Consider the following 20,794-nt stretch of genomic DNA (forward strand, 5'->3'; position numbering starts at 1 on the left):
ATCAGTCCTAGAAATTATAGAGCCAAAATCCGAGCCGATAAGTTGGGCCCGGATGAATTCCATTATTTATTTTATTGTAAAACCTCGATCATAACATCTCTTTGTTCTTCAGTTACATTTCCCGCATAATTCGGAGTGGCTAAAGATAGCCCGCCTTGTTTATTATGAAACAGATACAAATCTCCAGATTGATTATTTGAATTGATGGCACCAGACTGCTGTTGCCCAACAGTCAAGGTAGTACTTACTTTAACGGTTCTGATATCATTTTTATTTGCTGAAAAAACACGAATCGATTTAACAGGATTGTTTTGCATTGTCAAATTGTAAACTGCTTCACTAGGCGTATCTACGTTAAAAGTGACCTGATTTGTATTAGTATTTATATTGATGGAATCCGGAACATTCATACCAGTGAAGTAAAAGGTTGCGTAACCGCCAAATTCACTGCTGGATACAGTGTCAACTGTTTGCTGTGCCGTTGAGGAAGTAGACTCAGAGACTGTTGAATGATTTGTTGAATATTCGGATGCAGATGATTCAGACGTCTGATCAATACTGGATGATTCTTGGCTAATCGATGTTGAACTTTTTTCAGAAATTGAATGACTATTTGAGGATTCGTTCGTTTGTTGCGATGAATCACGAGCGCATCCAACTAGCAAGAAAGCTGTAACTAAAAATGCTACAAAAATTTTTTTCAAAGACAATCCCCCCTTCATACTAGATTATAGCAAAAAAACATAAATTTGTAATCGTTTGCACAATCTGCTTCAAATTGGGTGAAATTCGATATAAGACGTCAAAAGATTTTCTTTAATGAGCAATATCTTTGTATAGATAATGAATAACGCGTAGACTATTAATCAAGAAGTAGAAAAGGACTGATTGAATTTGAAGAAAATGTATGAAACAGCGATGATCAACCATGGCGGACGTACGGGTGATGTACAAGCGCCGAACGGAAGTATGAAAATGAAGATCGAACCACCTTCAATTCATGCAGAAGGAACGAACCCAGAACAATTGTTTGCAGCGGGTTACGCTTCATGTTTTAATGGTGCAGTTCACCATATGTTAAAAGAGCATAATATTGAATCTGATGCGGAAGTAAAAGCAAGAGTTTCTTTATATCAGCTTGATGATGGCGGTTATCAAATCGGAGTGATCTTAGAAACTTCATTGCCAGGTGTTGAAAAAGAAGAAGCGCAAAAAATTGTAGAAGAAGCTCATGAATTCTGCCCATACTCAAAAGCCACTCGTGGTAACATCGATGTAGAAGTAGTATTGGTATAGTTTAGAAACTCCTCGAATTTTGAGGAGTTTTTCTTTTCAACAATTTATGTAATGAAATGTAAGTACAAGAACTATCAGTGAAATAACGTTCTTTATTATAAAAAAATTTTGGGATTTAGTGAAAAAGAGAAGAAAATAAGACGGATTACTTATTGCTTTACAAAAAATAGAGAGTTAAATAAACTAAACTCTTAACTATTTTGTAAAGGATGTGGAATGAAAATGAAAAAATATTTAGCAGAATTTATAGGTACCTTTATGCTTGTTTTTCTTGGAACTGGTACAGTCGTTATTGCTAAAGGCGGCGCATTAACCATTGGGTTAGCATTTGGATTGGCGATTACAATCATGGCGTATGCAGTAGGTGGTATTTCTGGAGGGAACTTCAATCCCGGCGTATCTATCGCTATGATGATTAACAAGCGCTTAGCTGTGAAGGATGGTATTTTTTATATCATCGCCCAAGCGTTAGGTTCAATTGTAGCTTCAGCAATTTTATATAGTTATGTTCATGCGCTAAAATTACCTAGCGACGGTTTTGGTCAAACGGATTTTCCAAATATTAGTGCAGCTCAAGCCTTTGGTGTAGAAACATTGATCACCTTCTTATTCGTGTTTGTTATTTTGATGGTAACGAGTGAGAAATACGGTGACGCTCAAATGGCTCCGTTAGCTATTGGGCTTACATTAGCTTTCTTGATTATCGTTGCATTGAATTTGACAGGTGGTTCATTGAATGCTGCACGTAGCTTAGGGCCCGCACTTTTTGCTGGCGGTAGTGCTCTATCACATTACTGGGTTTACCTTTTAGCACCAACTCTAGGTGCAGTCATTGCAGCTTTTATTGCTAAGTTTATGGGTAGCGAAGAAAAATAATGCTAAAAAAGCGATCCACAATGATCAAACTTCATAAAGTTTGGTTTATTGGGATCGCCTTTTTTGTTTTTAGTGTACTTTCTCAAACTTCCCTCGATGATAAATAGAATAACCAATGACAAATAGATAGGCAACAACTAGTGGGATGAGAACATTGAAAGATATCCCCATTAGCGCAAATGTGAGCAACAGAGCAGAGTATACATAGAGCATCATATCAAAGCCTTTTGCTTTGGCCATATTACCAATCATAACATTCCGTTCATCTTTAGTATCAATTTCAATTTGCTTTGCCAGTTGCGGGTCGTTTTCCATTGATTTTTTACTGATAAATTCGCCAACGCCATTTCCAAATAATCCGCACCCTATACCGATGCAAAGGTATGGCAATGACCTCATGACATTTTGAGGATCATCAATGGCTTTGATCAAATAAAAACCTGCTAAAATCAACAGTACTCCAAAGAGTGAAATAAGTAGATCCTTTTTGTTCTTCATTTTACTCCTCCTCATAAATAAAAATATCTTCAATCGTCATATCAAAAAACTTGGCTATCTTAAATGCCAATACAATGGATGGATTATAACGGTCGTTTTCCAAAGAGCCGATTGTTTGTCGCGAAACTTCTAAAGCAGTCGCTAAATCTTCCTGTTTAATGCCTCTTTCTTTACGAATTTCTTCTAGTCGATTTTTCATTGGTAACCTCCAAAAGGAAAGTAAGCTTTACATCTCATTTATAGTATAAAAGATAATCTCACAAATGTAAAGCTTGCTTTCCATGAAAAACGCATCAATCATCTGTAGATTGATGCGTTGCTCGTTTAAATTTGTTCTGAAACAGGATCGGTTTGTTTCTTACGGTAGCTGAAGAGAATAACTAAATAGATGCAGGCCGTGAAAAGTGTTACACCGATTGGGTTGTTCATAAGAATTCCGATGAAAATCAATCCTAAAACTAAAATGACTAATCCGCTGAAGAAGCGTTCTGACCGTGTTCCTTTTTTCAATGCTAATACAAAAGCCGCTATACTGATCAATAACCAAGTCAATAGAACAGAATAGGACAACGAGCCCACTAAATAATTAAACAGCTTGTTCCCTAAGAAATATGAAAGGATAACGCCTAGATAAAGTGTACCTGTGCAAAATAAAACGGCTCTTTGTGGCACTTGGTGTTTGTTCAATGCTGCTAGTTTAGATGTAAAGCCGTCATTGTCTTTAACACGGAAGTATAACGTTCTGGATGAAGCATACACACCAGAGTTAATTGAAGAAAACAATGCCAGCACAATAACAAAATTCACGATATCAGTTGCGAAGGGGATATGCATTTTTTGAAATACCATGACAAACGGACTAACCGTTGTTGCTGATAAAGTGTCCCAACGATAAATAATCAGCAGTAAGGTCATTGGTACGATATAAAATGAAATGATGCGTCCCATAACTCCTTTGATTGCTTTAGGAATCGCCGTTTTTGGATCTTCCGTTTCACTCACTGTAATGGCGATCAACTCAGAACCGCCATAGGAATATATAACAACTAAAAGAGAGCTTACTAAACCATGAAGACCATGAGGAGTGAATCCTCCATGACTATTCATACGAGAAATCGTATCAACGAAGCCAATATTAAAGACCTCATGCGCGACTAGGTAGGCGCTAAAGACGATCAAAATGATAATGACCGCTATTTTGATAAATGCTAGCCAGTATTCAGTCTCGGCAAACAATCGTACAGAATACAAATTAATCATTGTCGTAAGTATCGCTAGAATCAGCACGAAAATCCATGAAGGGACATGAGGAAACCATAATTGCATGAAACTAGCAGCGGCTACCGCCTCAGCAATAATGTTAACCATCCATAAAGACCAGTATAACCAGTCAATAAAATCTGCTGTACGATCACCCAGAAAGGGTTTAATAATACCAGATAAACCTTGAACATTGTCGCTGTTTAAAACTAAGCGACCTAAACCATTCATTACAATGAAGAGTACTAATCCTCCGAGTAGGAAGGCCAAGATGACAGAAGGGCCGGCGATGCCGATTGCTTCACCGCTTCCTTTGAACAATCCCGCACCGATTGCACCGCCAAGCGCGAGCATCATAATGTGGCGTGAAGTCATTTGTTTTTGTAATTTATTTTCCATAAAGCTGCCTCGTTTCTAAATTGAGAGAATAATTTGTAGATTTGAAATATTCTGATAATTATTTGTCAATAATAGCAGAATGTTCCGACAATTCAATTTTAGTGAAAAAAATTTCATTCCTTTTTCACTAAATCACTATAATCAGCTAGCGTTCTGTTATTTTAATAAAAAAAATTTTACTATGTGATTAAAAAGAGCTAAAAAACAAAAATTGTTAACCATGTGAGATAAAAATTCTTTTTTACTAGTAAAAAGATGTTTTTTTACTTCAGGATTTTCTTTTTATGAGAAATTTTTGGAGTTGGACTATCATAGGCAAAAAAGCTCTTCATTTCAATGTTTTTAGCTTTAGAAAAGAAAATTTCCGACAATCTTTGAGCAGATTAATGGGAAAATTTGAAGCTTATTTGTAACATAATAATGTAATTATTTTATATAGAAAGAGGGAGAGAAGAATGGGTTGGTTATGGACTTTAATCATTGGTGCATTAATCGGTGTGATTGCAGGTGCAATTACTAAAAAAGGCGGTTCAATGGGCTGGATTGCAAACATTGTTGCTGGTTTAGTCGGTTCTGCAATTGGTCAAGCGTTACTTGGCTCATGGGGCCCTAGCTTAGCAGGTATGGCACTAGTTCCTTCTATTATTGGTGCAGTTATTGTTGTTGCAGTAGTTTCATTCTTTATTGGAAGAAAGTAATTATTCATCCGTAAATAAAAAAAGCGCCTAGGCGCTTTTTTTNTGCATTCAATAATTCTTCCTTTGCATGAATGAGTTGAGTTAAAAAGGCACAGTAAGGTGTTTCAATTTGATGTTTCCTCCCTTTTTGCCAAACAGCCCCATTGATATAGTCAATTTCTGTTTTTCGATGATTACGAATCAAGTCCTGATACATTGATGGAAAATGCAATCCCTGAGTTTTAACATCATAAGTTGCTTCAATAGCGCGAATGACCTGCGGCTGATCCAATTCAATTCCTTCCATTTTGGCAACTGAAGCAAATTCTTCAACAATTGTTTCAATTAAATTCTTGGCTCCGGTTAATGCGCCGAAGTCAGCGATGTTGCAATCTAGGATTGTACACAAACCATTAAGTGTCCCATTAATACAAGCTTTCTTCCAAATGGAATATCGGACATTGGTACTATAAATAGGATTTAATCCAGCGTTTTGGAAGACGTTTAACACTTCCAATGTGAAGGCCTTTCCTTCAGAGGCTAAATTCTCCATCTCTATACTTCCAGTGCCAACTAATTTTGCGTGTCCCGGTCCAGCAAGTCCAGCAGTCCAAGTTGTGGTACCAAAAATAATATTTTCTTTTGGTACGAACTTTGATAGTGTCTCTTCGTGACCCAGCCCATTTAATAGACAAAAGACGAAAGTATCCTTACCAATAATCGGTTGAATATCTTGAAACATTGATTCAAGCTGCATAGATTTAGTCAATGCGATAACTAGGTCAACATTTGCATGGTCTTCCACGATTTCCTCTGGTGAGTAGATGGGTAGATGAGCGACGACTTCATGATCCTCAAACTCTCCGATCAATCCTTTTTCACGTATAGCCTGAATATGATCCGGCCAGCGATCGATTAATATTACTTCGTTGTTTGCTTGATGGAGCATTAATCCGATGCGACTCCCCATTGCACCTGCTCCAGCAATTGCGATTTTCATAGTGAGATTTCCCCTTTCAAGTTCCATAGACAGTATACATAAAAAAGCCTAAAAAGGCGGGTTATGTGCTCTCTTAAGAAATGATATTTCATGATATATAAAATATTTATGAAATAGTGTTGCATTTTGTCGCGGATGCGTTTATAATCATCTCGTAAAGTTGAAATGGTTTTCATTAATAAACCGTTTGATTTTTACTTTTGTAAGAATGAGAGTATCTTAGAAAAATTCTTTACTTAAAACGCTAGTGATTGCCATGAGATAGGAGGAAGCCTATGTTTGGATTTTCAATTTTTCTAAATGAAAGCCTAACCAAAGAAACAAAACAATATATAGCAGAGATGGCACAAACAGGTTTTTCAGGTATTTTTACTTCGTTACATATTCCTGAAGATGATGCCTCACATTATCGAAAGCGCTTGACTGATTTAGGTGATATTGCTAAAAGTTATCATTTAGATTTGATGGTGGACATTTCAGGTGATGCTTTGACTCGTGCCGGCTTTTCTTTTCATCAAACACAGGAACTTATTGAGATTGGTGTTACCGGACTACGAATGGATTATCATATCAGCAACCAGCAGATTGCTGAACTATCTCAAAAGATATCAATTGCTTTAAATGCATCGACGATTACGGAGATGGACATTCAGGAATTACGAAAAGCAGGAGCGGATTTCGATCATTTAGAAGCGTGGCACAATTATTATCCACGACCTGAAACTGGGCTAGATAAAAATTGGTATCATACAAAAAATCTCTGGTTGCGTTCACAGGGGTTTACAATTCAAGGATTTGTTCCGGGAGATAAAAAATTTAGAGGCCCGCTATTCAAAGGTCTGCCGACGCTGGAAGAACATCGTGGGATGCACCCGTTAGCAGCAGCTTTAGATCTATTAAAGGATACCGACAAAGTTTATATCGGCGACAGCGGGTTATCCGAAGAAGTACTGGATCAATTTTCTTTCTATATTAAAGAAAAAAGTTTAAAACTAAGTGTCGAAGTATATGATGAGCAAATTGAGTACGTCTTAGGAGATCATATCAATCGTCAAGACGAGGCTCGTGATGTGGTACGTAGTGCGGAGGCTCGGTTTAAGAAAATTCCTCACGTTCGCCCATTGCCGGCACAAGAACGAACTGTCGGGAGCGTAACCATTGATAATGCGAATTACTTGCGTTATATGGGAGAAATTCAAATAGTAAAACGTAAGCTAGCGGCAGATGAAAAGGTAAATGTCGTTGGACGAGTAACGAAAAAGGATCAAGCTTTGATAGAACATATTAAAGCAGGACAGAAATTTAGCTTAGAGAGTGTGGAGAAAGAATGATCAATTTAGAAAACTTAACAACAGAACGACGTAATGAAACAACTTTTGGCTTAGATGAAATGAGTGTAGCAGAAGCAGTTAAGCTAATGAACCAAGAAGATCATAAGGTTCCGGATGCAGTGGCTGAACAATTGCCGCAAATTGAAAAAGTTATCGAAGCAACGATCACCGCGTTTAAAAATGGTGGGCGATTGATTTATATGGGCGCAGGTACAAGCGGCCGCTTAGGTGTTTTAGATGCTGCGGAATGTGTACCAACGTTTGGTGTTGAACCTGAAATGGTGGTTGGTTTGATCGCAGGCGGCGAACAAGCGATGACTGTCGCGGTGGAAGGCGCTGAGGACGATGCAGAATTAGGTGCACAAGATTTGAAAGATCTAAAATTAAACGAAAATGATATGGTGATCGGCATTGCAGCAAGTGGTCGTACTCCTTACGTCATAGGTGGATTGGATTATGCTCGTTCGATCGGTGCAGCAACTGGAACGATTTCATGTAATAAAGGGGCCGAAATCAGCAAACATGCGGCACTTCCAATCGAAGTTGATTGCGGACCAGAGTTCCTAACCGGTTCAACTCGTTTGAAGTCAGGGACAGCTCAAAAATTGATTCTGAATATGATTTCTACTATCAGCATGATTGGAATCGGAAAAGTTTATAACAATTTAATGGTGGATGTAAAACCAACCAATGAAAAACTTGTTGAACGTTCAAAACGAATTATCATGCAAGCCACAGACGCAGATTATGAAACTGCAGCTCATTACTTTGAAGAGGCTGAACAAAATGTTAAATTGGCAATCGTGATGATTTTGACGAACAGTACGAAAGACGAAGCAGCTGAAAAATTAATCCAAGCCGATGGATTTGTTAAAAAGACAATTTAGGAGGGAAGAACTATGGCGAAAGAAGAATTAAGCTTAAATCAAATTGCTAAAGAGATCTATGAAGGTGCCGGTGGGATGGAGAACGTTCAGAGCGTAGTCCATTGTATGACGCGAGTGCGCATGAGTGTTCGCGATGATAGTAAAGTCGATCAGGCAAAATTAAAGAGTATCCCTGGTGTCCTTGGCGTTGTTGATGATGAACAACTTCAGGTAATCATTGGTCCCGGTAAAGTGAACAAGGTTGCGAAAGAAATGGTGGATATCGCTGGAGTTGGTCTAGGAGAGGAATTACCTCACGGTTCTGGGAAGGACAAGGTGAATGCTAAGGCTGCTGAAATGAAAGCCGCACAAAAAGCAAAACAAAAGAATTCCCCATTTAAAGCTATTTTAAAAGATATCTCAAATATTTTTGTTCCGATGATCCCGGCATTCGTTGGGTCTGGATTAGTCGCTGGTATCGCAGCGATCCTAACGAACTTAGTGACTGCAGGCACGATTGATGCAGCGAATTGGCAACAAATCATCGATGTAATGAACATCTTAAAAAATGGAATGTTTACGTATTTGGTCATTTTTACAGGGGTAAATTCGGCACAAGTATTTGGTGCTAACCCGACGCTTGGTGGAGTAATTGGTGCGGTGGTATTGTTAACGGGAATGAACCCGGAAGCGCCGATTAAAAATTTATTCACTGGTGATGCCTTAGCTGCTGGGCAAGGCGGGATTATCGGTGTTATCTTCGCCGTTTGGTTACTATCAATCGTTGAAAAGAAATTACATCAAATTATTCCGGATGCGGTAGATATTATTATCACTCCAATGCTCTCCTTGTTAGTAATAGGCTTACTGGAAATCTTCTTGATTATGCCGCTAGCAGGTTTCATTTCTAATGGAATGGTCGGTGGAATCAACTGGGTATTATCAGTAGGTGGAGCGTTCTCTGGCTTTGTTTTAGGAGCATTGTTCCTGCCGATGGTTATGTTTGGCTTGCATCAGATTTTGACACCAATTCATATCCAAATGATCGGGGAAACAGGTAAAACACTATTATTACCAATCTTAGCAATGGCTGGTGCTGGACAAGTGGGTGCCGCTTTCGCATTATGGATGAAACTTCGTAAGGACAAAGAATTGACTGAAATGATCAAAGGAGCGCTGCCTGTTGGTATCTTAGGTATCGGTGAACCATTGATCTATGGGGTTACATTGCCATTAGGTCGTCCATTTATTACTGCGTGTATCGGCGGTGGTATCGGTGGTGGCGTGCTTGGTGCATTAGGCGGCATTGGTGCGATCGCTATTGGCCCTTCTGGTGTTGCCTTGATCCCATTAATTGCTGATGGACGCTGGTGGGGGTATGTGCTTGGCTTGTTAGCTGCATATGTTGGCGGGTTTGTTGCAACGTACTTCTTTGGTATCCCTAAAGATAAATTAGCAGAACAAAAGTTGGCTGAGGAAACAATCATCGACTCAAAAGAATCTGTAAACAGTACAACAGTATCAGCACATGAAACAACTGTTTTCACCTCAGTTGCTAATGGTTCTGTTCATCCGCTAGAAGAAGCGGCAGATCCAGTTTTTGCGGATAAAATGATGGGAGAAGGCTACTTTGTTGAGCCAACAGATGGAGCGATTTTTACTCCAGTAGCTGGAAAAATCTCAACTATTTTTCCAACAAAACACGCGATTGGCATCACAACTGCTAGTGGATTAGAAGTTCTGCTTCATATGGGAATCAATACGGTAGAACTTGACGGGAAACCTTTTGAAGTGCTGGTAAAAGAAGGGCAAAATGTTACACCTGAAACACAGCTTGCTTCTGTAGACTTATCAGCAATTAAAGAGGCTGGTAAAGGAACATCTATGATGGTACTAATCACTAATATGAATGATGTGGAGACGCACGTACTAGAAAAAACAGGTGCAGTGAGTGCTTCAGAAGAAGTCTTTAAGGCAACGACAAAATAAAAAGTATACTGAGCAGATCCTTTTGATCTGCTCTTTTTTGCAATATAAGACTTTAAGAGTTTCCAACGATTACTCTATGCTACAATTAATTAAAATGGATCAGGGGGAGAAGATATGGATAATAAAGGGATCAATTATGAGTTTTCCTCAAGTGTTTATTATTATTCTTCGTCACCTCAGATGACTGGTTGGACGATGGTCTCGCTTCCTAAAAATCTTTCGTCAGCTATCCGAGAGGCATTCAAATCTTTAGAAGAGGGATGGGGAAGGTTGAAAGTGACGGCAAAAATTGGGCAGACAGAGTGGCAAACAGCTATTTGGTTCGATACGAAGCAGGACACTTATTTGCTTCCTCTTAAAGCGGTGGTTAGAAAAAAAGAAAAGATCACAGAAGAGTCGATGGTAACAGTCAATATTTGGATACAGTATTAAGCAAAAGGCCCTGAAAGGAGTTGTCTCCTTTCAGGGTCTTTTTAAAAATATTTTTTTCGATATTCTTGGACAATCGCGCGGGTCGTATAAATTTTCTCCGCATTTTCCTTGTTGCGGCTGATATAGACATAAAACAATAAATCGATTGTAATAAATTGTGCTAAAATCGAGTCGGTCGCAGCGCTTCGGTAAGTCGCTTCGGTAGGTCGAGAAGTTTGAAGGCAAACATCGGAAAGTTTTGCCAACGGGTTTTGTCCAAACTGAGTCAACGTAATGATTGGAATGCCTAAATCTTTCGCGGTTTCAGCTAATGCGATCAATTCAGAAGTTAACCCAGAATTTGAAACCAACCAAATAACGGCTTCTTTTTGGTGTAAAACAAGCTGTGGTAGGATCGTGTTATAATCCGGCTCACTAATAATATTTTTTCCTAAGCGGCTCCATTTTTGAACAATATCGGTTGCTGCTAAGTTAGATGCTCCGATTCCCAAGACATAACAAAATTCTTTTTCTTCAAGTAATGTGCAGGCTTCAAGAAATTCCTCTTCGTTAAACAAAGCGGTCGTCTCATCGATTGTGTAGCGAGCATTACTTGCTAATTTATTTTTCAAGCTATGGAAGGATTCATCATGATCCACATCACTATACGTATTATTGCTACGTTCCTGCATCGTTTCAGCAGAAAGTTCAATCTTGAAATCAGTTAGGCTATTAAAGCCCATTTTTTTTGAGAAGCGCACAACGGTAGGCGCGCTAGCCCCTGAAGCTTCCGCGATTTCATTCGCTGTCATGCTGGCGGCTTTTTCACTGTTATCACGAATGAAGCAGTAGATTTTTTTTTCGGCTGCAGACATTTCCTTCTGCATGCTTTTCATGTGAGAAAGAACGCTCATAAAATACTCCTTTTCCTCTTTTTTACTATTATACCATTTTCCGTATAATTTTATTTTTTCTATAAAACAATGGGTCCTTCTTTCCTTTTTCTAAAAAAGTCGTATGATAAGAATGGAAACATGTCAGAAGGAGTAGGATGTATGGCTTTAGTTGATTTTATTTTGCATATTGATGCGCACATGGTGTCTTTAGTTCATCAATACGGTCTTGGAATTTACCCCATTTTATTTGCAATTGTTTTTATTGAAACGGGTGTCGTTATTTTTCCATTCTTGCCTGGAGATTCTTTCTTATTTGCGGCAGGGGCATTAACTGCTTTAGGAGGAAACGTTCTTCATCTACCCTATGTGATTGGGATTTGTGTGATTGCAGCGATTTTAGGAGATATGATGAATTACTGGATTGGTCATACATTAGGTGTTAGGGCGTTATATCATAGCCCGATATCTCGTTTTATCAAAGAAGACAAAGTACGAGAGGCTGAAAAATTTTTTAATGAACGAGGAAAGTGGACGATTTTCTTAGGTCGATTTATGCCATTTGTACGTACGTTCATCCCGTTTATTGCTGGTTCGAGTAAAATGAATTGGAGGACTTTTTCTAGCTTCAATATTTTTGGTGCGATTATCTGGGGAACGGTTGTTAGTGTAGCGGGCTACTTTTTAGGAAATATCCCGATTGTCAGCGATCATTTTTCATTAATTATGCTGCTGATTGTTTTTGTTTCCTTGGTGCCGATCATGATCCCGTATCTTAAACAAAGAATTCACGTATGAAAAAGAGTTTGGAAGACTTTCTGAGTAGAAAAGCTTCCAAACTCTTTTTTATAGATGGAAATACAGGATTTCTGGTGTTACTCTAAAGCGTAAAGGAGGACCTGTCGTACCCAATCCAGTATTGACGACTAGCCCTGTTTGAGGTGTCAGCATATAAATACCCTGATCGTAGAGTTTCGACCCAAAATTTTTATAAGGTTTAATTGGAAAACGAATCTGTCCACCATGACTGTGACCAGATAAAATTAGATCGAAACGATCGAGCTGAGGCAAGTGTCTGACTTGATCAGGTTCATGAACCATTAAGATAGAGAAAGCTGCCTCTTTAGGAAGCGTATCATAGTCAGGATGTCCTTCTTGCCCATCATCAATTCCTGTCAGACTAAGTTGATCTACTTGTAAGCTCTGATTTTTCAACAGGACAAATCCGCCATCTTTCAGCATTTGACCTACCGCTGGTTGTCCATCAGAACGATAATCATGGTTTCCAAAAATTGCGAATTTTCCTTTTGGGGCATTAATTTTTGCTAGTTGTTGACTAATAGCTGTACAATCGCGAGTTTGCCAATAACGATAGTTTTCGATCAAATCACCGGTAAATAATACAATATCAGGCTGTGCCTGATTCAACTTATTGATAATTTTATCAAACCGTTTGGGAGAATAAAACGGTGAGAAGTGGCTGTCGCTGATTTGCGCGATAGTTAAGCCAACTTTTTTTCCGGGTTTAATTGTCAATTATTCATTTCTTATGAGTTGAAAGTGCTTTTCGATCAATTGGTAGGTTGCGTAACGGCAATAGATCAGAAAGAGCACCAGCAGTATACCTAAAAGTAGAATCATCTATACCACTTTCCTTCTGATTTTTTGCTAGTATATAAAAAATAACGACCTGTCACAAGTTGGACAGGTCGTATTTAAGGATAATTTAAATCGTGCGAACAGTTTCTCGTTGGATAAGATGATGCGGTACGACTAGTTGGACGCCGCTAGATTGTTTCTGGTCAATTTGTTCCATTAATTTTTGTGTCCCTAGACGACCAAGATCAGAAATATCGATATCAATCGTTGTCAGATAAGGGTGAACAAGTGTTGCAAATATTGAATTGTTGAAGCTGATAACGGATAGATCGTCCGGTACTTTATAGCCATGCAGTGTTGCTAATTGGATCATTCTTAAAGCAAAGATATCATCGATAACAACTAAGGCTGTCGCACCCGTTTCCTTGATGACTTCAGGGAAATCTGTGTAATCTTCTGGCTGAAGCATCGTCAACGGTGGATGAGTAGGCAACCCTTGCAGCATCATAGCCTCTTGATAACCGAAATAACGTTCAAAGAAAATGACTTCTTGATTCACGTTTGATACGAACAAGATATTTTTGTGCCCTTTTTCAATTAAGTGCTCCGTAGCCTGCTTCCCTAATAGCTGATTGTCATTATCAACATAAACGATGTCAGCTTCTCTTTTTGCTGGACGCCCAATCAATGTGAAGGGAACTTGATTGCTATACAGATACTCTGCCACAGGATCTTTCTTTTCAGAATAGGTTAGGATAAAGCCATCCACCTGTTTTTGCCGATGCATTCGCGTGACATTTTCTAATAACGTTTGGCTATTGTCAGCAGAGGCGACTGCTGTTGTCACTTGGAATTCTGCGGCTGTTTCATTTACAGCAGTCAATATTTCTAAATAGAAGGGGTTGCCTAACCGTTCCCGTGAGTCAAGGGGCGGTAAAATCACCCCCACAGAATTGGCCCTTTGTTTTCCAAGATTTCGAGCTGTGATATTGGGAAAATACCCCATCTCATCCATGATCTTTCGCACTTTCTGTTTTGTATCATCAGAGATACTAGGGTGATCATTTATTACACGAGAAACAGTAGAAGGAGAGACCTTTGCTTTTTTTGCGACATCTTTAACTGTAAATACCATCTTTCTCTCCTTCCTAAGTGGCTATCTATGCCACTGTTCTTCTAAAAATTCTAAAGTTAATTTGTCAGTAGAATCTACTAAGGGGATATCCCCTCCTAGTTGCTCAGGATTTCCGACACCCACTGGGATAGCACCACTCGCTTTAATTGCAGTGATACCTGCCTGCGCATCTTCAATTCCGAGACATTCTTCAGGGGATAGACCTACGACTTGCGCAGCTAATATAAAAATATCTGGCGCTGGTTTTCCAGCTTTTACTGCTGCTGGATCGGCAATGCCGTCAAAGTATTCTGTAAGTGCCATTTGCTTCAAAAGAAACGGTCCATTTTTACTAGCCGATGCTAGAGCTATTTTAATGTTAGCTTTCTTTAGAGCCTTCAACAATTCTAAAATACCTGGATAAACATCCTTCGGTGAGACAGCTTGAATCATTTCCACATAGTTGTCGTTTTTCATCTTTGCTAAATGATTGAACTCAACTTCGGTAAAATCGTTTTCGCGATTTCCGTGAGCTAGAATCAGGCGTAAAGAATCTTCGCGACTGACGCCTTTTAGCTTCTCGTTGAATTCGCGATCAATCGAGATTCCTAGGTTATCGGCTAATTTCTTCCACGCGAGGTAATGATATTCGGCCGTATCAGTAATGACGCCGTCTAAATCAAATAAAACTCCTTTAAACATGCTGTTCCTCCTGTTCTAAGGGAACGCTTATTGAGCTGCTTAAGGAAATTTCTTTTCCATAAAGCATCATATCTAATGCTGGTCCATCTTTCAAGTCGATTCGCACTTCTTTTTGATTCACTGCTATCGCTAATAAGCGTCCGCGATAATTGATATGGAAAGCGTATTGTTCCCAGTTAGTTGGTAATACTGGTGCGAAGCTAAGGTTTCCAGTATTTGTTTTCATTTGAGCGAATCCTTGTACAATCGCTAACCAGCTGCCGGTCATAGAAGTAATATGAAGACCGTCATCCGTATCGTTGTTGTAGTTGTCTAAATCTAAACGAGCGGTACGTTGATACATTTCCATTGATTTGTCCGTTAGCCCCAATTCAGCCGCTAAAATAGCGTGAATTGAAGGGGAAAGGGAAGACTCGTGAACTGTCATAGGTTCATAAAATTCAAAATTCTTTCGTTTTTCTTCTTGTGTAAATTGATCACTGAAGAAGTAGATACCTTGCAAAACATCTGCCTGTTTAATGAAGCAAGAACGTAAAATTTTATCCCAAGACCAATTTTGATTCAGGGGCCGATCTGCTGGATCAAGTTCAGAAGTAGGCATTAAGTCCTTGTCTAAGAACGTATCATGTTGAACGAAAATACCTAACTCTTCATCAGTTGGGAAGTACATATGGTCGATAATATCTTGCCATTTCGCCTGTTCTTCTGCTGAGATGGTAACAGTTGCCAACGTTTGGAATTTTTTGTAATTTTCCAAAGTATAAGAAAGAACCCAAGTCGCTAGATAATTTGTATACCAGTTATTGTTAATATTGTTCTCGTATTCGTTTGGTCCTGTTACACCATGAATCATGTATTTTTGTTGCCGTTTTGAATAATGTACGCGATCCGCCCAGAAACGTGAGATTTCAGTTAAGACTTCTAAACCTTCCTTTTGAATATAGCTTTCATCGCCAGTATAGGTTGTATAGTTATAAATGGCATGAGCGATTGCTCCATTTCGATGGATTTCCTCAAAAGTAATTTCCCATTCATTATGGCACTCTACACCTGTGAAGGTAACCATTGGGTATAATGCGCCTTTTAATCCTTGCTGCCGCGCGTTGTGCTGAGCCTGGGGTAATTGGTTATGTCGATATTTCAATAAATTTTTAGTGACGTTTGGCTCAGAAATTCCAAGATACATAGGGACTGCGTAGGCTTCTGTATCCCAATAAGTAGCACCACCGTATTTTTCTCCTGTAAAACCTTTTGGTCCGATATTCAAGCGTTCATCTTCTCCATAATAAGTAGCGAACAATTGGAAAATATTGAAGCGAATCCCTTGTTGAGCTTCATCGTCTCCGTCGATTAAGACATCCGCAAGCGCCCACCGATTTGCCCAAGCAGCATTTTGCTCAGCCAATAAATCTTCAAAAGAATCATCATATTCTGTCAATAAGTCGATGGCTTTTAGAGCCTGTTCCGATTCAGGAATATCCCGACTAGTTAAGACAACAACACGTTTTTCTAATTGGATAGGATGCTCCTCTTTTAAATCAAAGGTAAACGTTTCTGCTACTTCTAATAAATCGTCCTGTTGCAGCCCAGGTACGGCGCCAATATGTTTCATTGCACCGGTCACTGAGAATTGCTCAATGCCGAAATTGTTTGGAATCGTTTGTGTCGTTAAAAAGCTGATTTCTTCTTGATGACCACGTTCTTTTTCTAACCAAAACATTTCTTCGTAATTACTGTCTTCGTTTTGAACATTACTATCTAATTTAGAAACAACCTTTAATTGTGCATCGCCAACCAAAGTTTCTGCTGTAAGTCGAATAACTGCTAATTCTTGCTTAACAACACTTAAAAATCGTTCAAAAGTAAAGCGAACCTTCACTTCATCAACAGCTACAACGAAAGTACGAGAGAGCACACCGTTTTTCATATCAAGCTCTAAATCAAAATCTTCAATGTCATTTGTAGCCAGATCAATCTCTTGCTCGTTTATAAACAGTTTCATTTGAATAAAATCAAGCGCGTTGATGACTTTCCCGAAATATTCGGGATACCCATTTTTCCACCAACCAACACGTGTTTTATCAGGATACCAGATGCCTGCTAGATAGGTTCCTTGATGATGATCTCCTGTGTAGCTTTCCTCGAAATTCCCGCGCATCCCCATATACCCATTTCCGATACTTGTTAAAGATTCCTGTAGACGTCGGTTTTCTTTATCTAACTTAGTCGTGCGAATTTTCCAAGGGTCAATCTCAAAAAGACGTTGTACTTTTTTCATGATAGTCCTCCTTATTTCCTATTAATAGATTTGATGCTTGTATGGATAGTCGTTTAGTTAATTTTTTGATAGAGGTACTTCAGATAGCTCTTTTTTCTATTGTAACTAAAAACTTTACTTGCATCATTCATTTCTTAATACTATAATAAACGCAATCGGTTGCGCAAGTCAAGCGTTAATTTGCTTAATACAATAAGGCTATTTGAAAAGGTTTTTGTGATTTTTAATATTTTTCGTTGAAAGAGTTTACAAATCAAAAGCGAAAGTATATAATATGAATCAACGAAACCGATTGCGTTGTTGTTAGCAACAGAAAAAAAGTAGGAGGAGCAAAGATGAAGGGAATAAAAAAGATTTTTAGTTTTGAGTTTTGGCAGAAGTTCGGGAAGGCCCTAATGGTGGTAATTGCAGTAATGCCGGCAGCGGGGTTAATGATTAGTATAGGGAAATCCTTACCTTTGATTAACGAGAATCTCGGATGGTTAGTAACGACAGGTGGAGTAGTAGAGAATATTGGTTGGGCAATCATTGGAAATTTACATCTGTTGTTTGCCTTGGCAATTGGCGGAAGTTGGGCGAAAGAGCGAGCTGGTGGTGCATTTGCGGCAGGGCTATCATTCATTTTGATTAATAGAATCACCGGTGCGATTTTTGGAATTTCCTCAGATATGCTTGCAGATCCGAGTGCAGTAACTCATACATTGTTTGGACAAAAAATAATGGTAGATGGTTATTTCACAAGTGTCTTGGAGGCTCCTGCATTAAATATGGGAGTATTTGTCGGTATTATTGCCGGGTTCGTGGGTGCAACGGCTTATAATAAGTATTACAATTTCCGTAAGCTGCCAGAAGTTTTGACTTTCTTTAATGGAAAACGCTTCGTTCCTTTTGTAGTTATCTTACGATCAGTAATAGTAGCGTTGGTTTTGGCACTTGTATGGCCTGTTATTCAAACAGGAATTAATGATTTTGGTAAGTGGATTGCAAATTCACAGGAAACAGCGCCAATCTTAGCGCCTTTCCTTTACGGTACATTGGAACGTTTGCTCTTGCCATTTGGATTGCACCACATGTTGACGATTCCAATGAACTATACACAATTGGGTGGAACCTACGATATCTTGACTGGCGCACAAGCTGGAAGTCAAGTGTTCGGGCAAGATCCTTTATGGTTGGCTTGGGCAACGGACTTAGTTAACTTGAAAAACAGTGGTGACATGTCTCAATATCAAGAAGTATTAACTCAGTGGACACCAGCGCGTTTCAAAGTTGGACAAATGATCGGTTCGAGCGGTATTCTGATGGGATTAACGATTGCTATGTATCGTAATGTTGATCCAGACAAAAAGAAAAAATACAAATCTATGTTTCTTTCAGCAGCAGTCGCTGTCTTCTTAACAGGAGTAACTGAACCACTAGAGTTTATGTTTATGTTTGTCGCGGTACCGCTGTATGCGTGCTATGCAGTGATTCAAGGGGCGGCTTTTGCAATGGCGGATGTCATTAATTTACGTGTCCATTCATTCGGTAACATTGAACTGCTGACTCGGGTACCGATGACGTTGAAAGCGGGACTAGGCGGAGACTTACTGAATTTTGTATTGACTAGTATCGTATTCGGTGTATTTACTTATTTCTTTGCTAATTTTATGATCAAAAAATTCAACTATGCTACACCAGGAAGAAATGGGAATTACGAAGTAGATACTGAAGAAGAAAGTACAGGAACAGCAGACGGTTCTGTTTCTGCCGATTCTCAAATTGTGAAAATTATTAATCTTTTAGGTGGTGCGAAAAACATCACGGATGTAGATGCTTGTATGACTCGGTTACGGGTATCCGTTGCAGATAAAAGCATTGTTGGCGGAGAAGAAGAATGGAAGAAAGCTGGTGCGATGGGTCTACTAGTTAAGGATAATGGTGTTCAAGCGGTGTATGGACCTAAAGCAGATATATTGAAGTCAGATATACAAGATTTACTAGATTCAGGGGTAGAAATTCCTGTAGCTAATCTGCAAAACAATTCATCTGAACCTGAGAAAGCAGCAGTGGCGTTCAAAGGTCTCCAAGCTGATATCGTTGCGCCGGCGAATGGTGAACTCGTTCCAATTGATAAAGTAGAAGACGATGTATTCTCACAAAAAATGATGGGTGAAGGGTTTGCGGTGGTTCCTGAAAATGGTGAGATCGCTAGTCCGATAGCAGGAACAATTGTTTCGATTTTCCCAACAAAACATGCGATTGGGATCAAAACGGATGATGATATTGAGGTGTTACTACACATGGGGATTGATACGGTTGATCTTGGTGGTGATGCTTTTGAAATTAAAGTTCGCGAAGGTGAAAAAGTAAAAGCTGGGAAAATTGTGGCAAGCGCAGATTTAGCGACAATTCAAAAAGCAGGAAAAATGACAACGATGATTGTAGTGTTCACTAATGGTGACAAGATTGACAATTACCATTATGATAAAACTGGACTGGTTTCTCGTGGAGAGAAGATTGGGTCAATCGATTATTAAAGTGGGGCGAGAACAATCAAAGTACTAACCTTGAATACTCATAGCTGGATGGAAACAGATAATCATATGCAGGTCGATATTTTAGCTAAACGAATTGCTAAGGAAGACTATGATTTTGTTGGGCTGCAAGAAGTGAATCAGCTCATGGACAGCCCGTTGGCAGAACTGGATGAGTATTTTCGACCGACCATAGAGCAACAAGCGATCCGTCAAGATAACTTCTTGTTTTGTTTGGTCAAATGTTTAAAAGATTTGGGCTGCAACTATTATTGGAGCTGGAGCTATAATCATATCGGTTATGATATTTACCACGAAGGAATCGGATTGCTGTCAAAAACACCGATTGAATCGGAATGTTATCTAATTTCTGAAAGCTCTGATCCAACAGATTATCATACAAGAAAAGTTATGATTAGCACTACCACGGTCAATGATCAAAAAACATTTGTAGCTAGCGCTCATTTCTCCTGGTGGCAAAATGATAAAAAAGCTTTTGCTTACGAATGGAGTATCTTTGAAAAGATATTGATGGAAAAGCAAGGCTCGTTGATTATTATGGGTGACTTTAACAACGAAGCGAAAAGAATTGGTGAAGGGTACGATTTAGTCAAAAACAGTTCACTTGGTTTGTATGACGCATTCATTTTGGCAAAAGACAGGTATGGTGAGAATACAGTAGAAAAAGAAATTGACGGTTGGTCAGGGAACGATGCCAAGCTGCGAATCGACTATATTTTTGTATCTGATAATTACGAGGTTAAAAGCTACCATATTGTTTTTGATGGAAATAACGAGTCTATAATTAGTGACCATTTTGGAATAGAAGTAGAGATGGACTAGCAATTTGCTAGTCCATTTTCTATTATAATGAAATTATTTTGAAAAACAGTTGAAAAGTATTTGACATTATTTTTCAATATGATATTATCAATGACGTCGCTGAAATAAGTTGATCTAACAATGAATAATAAATGTTGGCAGACTTTTTGTTGAATGTTATTATTTCAAAGTTGTCAATTGAGTTTCAAGACTTTTTCAAAAATAAATGAAAAAAGTTGTTGACATTCACTCAGTAACCTGTTAAGA

19 protein-coding genes and 1 pseudogene are annotated in these 20,794 nt (G+C 38.8%); 10 read left to right on the forward strand and 10 right to left on the reverse strand.

Annotated features, from left to right (window positions below):
• Positions 1-71: 71 nt before the first annotated feature.
• Positions 72-704: a lipase chaperone gene (locus RV13_RS18425; RefSeq protein ID WP_010746466.1), complete on the reverse strand. Its 633-nt coding sequence runs from the start codon at positions 702-704 to the stop codon at positions 72-74.
• Positions 705-894: 190 nt separating this feature from the next.
• On the opposite strand from RV13_RS18425, the gene RV13_RS18430 reads away from it, so the two are divergent.
• Together RV13_RS18430 and RV13_RS18435 are read left to right on the forward strand one after the other, a co-directional pair.
• Complete coding sequence (locus tag RV13_RS18430; RefSeq protein ID WP_010746465.1) at positions 895-1,296, forward strand: organic hydroperoxide resistance protein; 402 nt, start codon at positions 895-897, stop codon at positions 1,294-1,296.
• A 222-nt stretch (positions 1,297-1,518) separates the two neighbouring features.
• Positions 1,519-2,172: an MIP/aquaporin family protein gene (locus RV13_RS18435; protein ID WP_371086002.1), complete on the forward strand. Its 654-nt coding sequence runs from the start codon at positions 1,519-1,521 to the stop codon at positions 2,170-2,172.
• A gap of 69 nt (positions 2,173-2,241) precedes the next feature.
• Here RV13_RS18435 and RV13_RS18440 read toward each other — a convergent pair whose 3' ends face one another.
• The 3 genes from RV13_RS18440 to RV13_RS18450 form a co-directional block, all read right to left on the reverse strand.
• Positions 2,242-2,670 carry a hypothetical protein gene (locus RV13_RS18440; RefSeq protein WP_010746463.1) on the reverse strand — a complete coding sequence of 143 codons (429 nt, stop codon included), beginning with the start codon at positions 2,668-2,670 and terminating at the stop codon, positions 2,242-2,244.
• 1 nt (position 2,671) lies between these two features.
• Positions 2,672-2,869, reverse strand: coding sequence for a helix-turn-helix transcriptional regulator (locus RV13_RS18445; RefSeq protein WP_010746462.1), 198 nt, complete (start codon positions 2,867-2,869; stop codon positions 2,672-2,674).
• 125 nt (positions 2,870-2,994) lie between these two features.
• The gene (locus RV13_RS18450; RefSeq protein WP_010746461.1) at positions 2,995-4,329 is read right to left on the reverse strand and encodes an amino acid permease; all 1,335 of its coding nucleotides are present in this window, start codon (positions 4,327-4,329) and stop codon (positions 2,995-2,997) included.
• A 455-nt stretch (positions 4,330-4,784) separates the two neighbouring features.
• On the opposite strand from RV13_RS18450, the gene RV13_RS18455 reads away from it, so the two are divergent.
• Complete coding sequence (locus tag RV13_RS18455) at positions 4,785-5,027, forward strand: GlsB/YeaQ/YmgE family stress response membrane protein (RefSeq protein ID WP_010746460.1); 243 nt, start codon at positions 4,785-4,787, stop codon at positions 5,025-5,027.
• A 43-nt stretch (positions 5,028-5,070) separates the two neighbouring features.
• Here the strand turns inward: RV13_RS18455 and RV13_RS18460 are convergent.
• A pseudogene (locus RV13_RS18460) lies at positions 5,071-6,006 on the reverse strand (2-dehydropantoate 2-reductase); the annotation flags it as partial.
• Between the two features lie 275 nt (positions 6,007-6,281).
• On the opposite strand from RV13_RS18460, the gene RV13_RS18465 reads away from it, so the two are divergent.
• The 4 genes from RV13_RS18465 to RV13_RS18480 all read left to right on the forward strand — a co-directional run bounded on the left by RV13_RS18465 (position 6,282) and on the right by RV13_RS18480 (position 10,624).
• Positions 6,282-7,337, forward strand: a complete 1,056-nt coding sequence (locus RV13_RS18465; RefSeq protein WP_010746458.1) for a DUF871 domain-containing protein — start codon at positions 6,282-6,284, stop codon at positions 7,335-7,337.
• Positions 7,334-8,224: an N-acetylmuramic acid 6-phosphate etherase gene (gene murQ, locus RV13_RS18470; RefSeq protein WP_010746457.1), complete on the forward strand. Its 891-nt coding sequence runs from the start codon at positions 7,334-7,336 to the stop codon at positions 8,222-8,224. The genes RV13_RS18465 and murQ overlap by 4 nt, the downstream gene beginning before the upstream one ends.
• A 12-nt stretch (positions 8,225-8,236) precedes the next feature.
• Positions 8,237-10,192, forward strand: coding sequence for a glucose PTS transporter subunit IIA (locus RV13_RS18475; protein WP_010746456.1), 1,956 nt, complete (start codon positions 8,237-8,239; stop codon positions 10,190-10,192).
• Positions 10,193-10,306: 114 nt separating this feature from the next.
• The gene (locus RV13_RS18480) at positions 10,307-10,624 is read left to right on the forward strand and encodes a DUF1905 domain-containing protein (protein WP_010746455.1); all 318 of its coding nucleotides are present in this window, start codon (positions 10,307-10,309) and stop codon (positions 10,622-10,624) included.
• Between the two features lie 41 nt (positions 10,625-10,665).
• On the opposite strand, the gene RV13_RS18485 is transcribed toward RV13_RS18480, so the two are convergent.
• On the reverse strand, positions 10,666-11,517 hold the full coding sequence (locus RV13_RS18485) for a MurR/RpiR family transcriptional regulator (RefSeq protein WP_010746454.1): 852 nt from the start codon (positions 11,515-11,517) through the stop codon (positions 10,666-10,668).
• A gap of 141 nt (positions 11,518-11,658) precedes the next feature.
• Here RV13_RS18485 and RV13_RS18490 point away from each other — a divergent pair, with 141 nt between their 5' ends.
• A complete protein-coding gene (locus RV13_RS18490) occupies positions 11,659-12,294 on the forward strand; it encodes a VTT domain-containing protein (RefSeq protein ID WP_010746453.1) in 636 nt (211 codons plus the stop codon).
• Positions 12,295-12,342: 48 nt separating this feature from the next.
• Here the strand turns inward: RV13_RS18490 and RV13_RS18495 are convergent, their stop codons facing one another.
• From RV13_RS18495 to RV13_RS18510, 4 genes are all read right to left on the reverse strand, one after another.
• Positions 12,343-13,032, reverse strand: coding sequence for a metallophosphoesterase (locus RV13_RS18495; RefSeq protein ID WP_010746452.1), 690 nt, complete (start codon positions 13,030-13,032; stop codon positions 12,343-12,345).
• A gap of 190 nt (positions 13,033-13,222) precedes the next feature.
• A complete protein-coding gene (locus RV13_RS18500; RefSeq protein ID WP_010746451.1) occupies positions 13,223-14,230 on the reverse strand; it encodes a LacI family DNA-binding transcriptional regulator in 1,008 nt (335 codons plus the stop codon).
• Positions 14,231-14,251: 21 nt separating this feature from the next.
• Positions 14,252-14,911 (reverse strand): beta-phosphoglucomutase, encoded by a 660-nt coding sequence (gene pgmB / locus RV13_RS18505; protein ID WP_010746450.1) that lies wholly within the window; start codon positions 14,909-14,911, stop codon positions 14,252-14,254.
• Positions 14,904-17,189, reverse strand: coding sequence for a glycoside hydrolase family 65 protein (locus tag RV13_RS18510; RefSeq protein ID WP_010746449.1), 2,286 nt, complete (start codon positions 17,187-17,189; stop codon positions 14,904-14,906). The genes pgmB and RV13_RS18510 overlap by 8 nt, the downstream gene beginning before the upstream one ends.
• A gap of 335 nt (positions 17,190-17,524) precedes the next feature.
• Here RV13_RS18510 and RV13_RS18515 point away from each other — a divergent pair, with 335 nt between their 5' ends.
• Both RV13_RS18515 and RV13_RS18520 read left to right on the forward strand, forming a co-directional pair.
• On the forward strand, positions 17,525-19,708 hold the full coding sequence (locus tag RV13_RS18515) for a PTS transporter subunit IIBC (RefSeq protein WP_010746448.1): 2,184 nt from the start codon (positions 17,525-17,527) through the stop codon (positions 19,706-19,708).
• A gap of 48 nt (positions 19,709-19,756) precedes the next feature.
• Positions 19,757-20,548 (forward strand): endonuclease/exonuclease/phosphatase family protein, encoded by a 792-nt coding sequence (locus RV13_RS18520; RefSeq protein WP_010746447.1) that lies wholly within the window; start codon positions 19,757-19,759, stop codon positions 20,546-20,548.
• The last annotated feature ends 246 nt before the right edge of the window (positions 20,549-20,794 follow it).

Source organism: Enterococcus raffinosus (assembly GCF_001886185.1).
GTDB lineage: Bacteria > Bacillota > Bacilli > Lactobacillales > Enterococcaceae > Enterococcus_A > Enterococcus_A raffinosus.

Coding starts and splice junctions, on each gene's coding strand:
- RV13_RS18450 (WP_010746461.1), bottom strand. CDS start 4,329: ATGGAAAATAAATTACAAAAACAAATGACTTCACGCCACATTATGATG.
- murQ (WP_010746457.1), top strand. CDS start 7,334: ATGATCAATTTAGAAAACTTAACAACAGAACGACGTAATGAAACAACT.
- RV13_RS18520 (WP_010746447.1), top strand. CDS start 19,757: ATGGAAACAGATAATCATATGCAGGTCGATATTTTAGCTAAACGAATT.
- RV13_RS18455 (WP_010746460.1), top strand. CDS start 4,785: ATGGGTTGGTTATGGACTTTAATCATTGGTGCATTAATCGGTGTGATT.
- RV13_RS18490 (WP_010746453.1), top strand. CDS start 11,659: ATGGCTTTAGTTGATTTTATTTTGCATATTGATGCGCACATGGTGTCT.
- RV13_RS18465 (WP_010746458.1), top strand. CDS start 6,282: ATGTTTGGATTTTCAATTTTTCTAAATGAAAGCCTAACCAAAGAAACA.
- RV13_RS18445 (WP_010746462.1), bottom strand. CDS start 2,869: ATGAAAAATCGACTAGAAGAAATTCGTAAAGAAAGAGGCATTAAACAG.
- RV13_RS18485 (WP_010746454.1), bottom strand. CDS start 11,517: ATGAGCGTTCTTTCTCACATGAAAAGCATGCAGAAGGAAATGTCTGCA.
- RV13_RS18515 (WP_010746448.1), top strand. CDS start 17,525: ATGAAGGGAATAAAAAAGATTTTTAGTTTTGAGTTTTGGCAGAAGTTC.
- RV13_RS18435 (WP_371086002.1), top strand. CDS start 1,519: ATGAAAAAATATTTAGCAGAATTTATAGGTACCTTTATGCTTGTTTTT.
- RV13_RS18480 (WP_010746455.1), top strand. CDS start 10,307: ATGGATAATAAAGGGATCAATTATGAGTTTTCCTCAAGTGTTTATTAT.
- pgmB (WP_010746450.1), bottom strand. CDS start 14,911: ATGTTTAAAGGAGTTTTATTTGATTTAGACGGCGTCATTACTGATACG.
- RV13_RS18440 (WP_010746463.1), bottom strand. CDS start 2,670: ATGAAGAACAAAAAGGATCTACTTATTTCACTCTTTGGAGTACTGTTG.
- RV13_RS18510 (WP_010746449.1), bottom strand. CDS start 17,189: ATGAAAAAAGTACAACGTCTTTTTGAGATTGACCCTTGGAAAATTCGC.
- RV13_RS18475 (WP_010746456.1), top strand. CDS start 8,237: ATGGCGAAAGAAGAATTAAGCTTAAATCAAATTGCTAAAGAGATCTAT.
- RV13_RS18500 (WP_010746451.1), bottom strand. CDS start 14,230: ATGGTATTTACAGTTAAAGATGTCGCAAAAAAAGCAAAGGTCTCTCCT.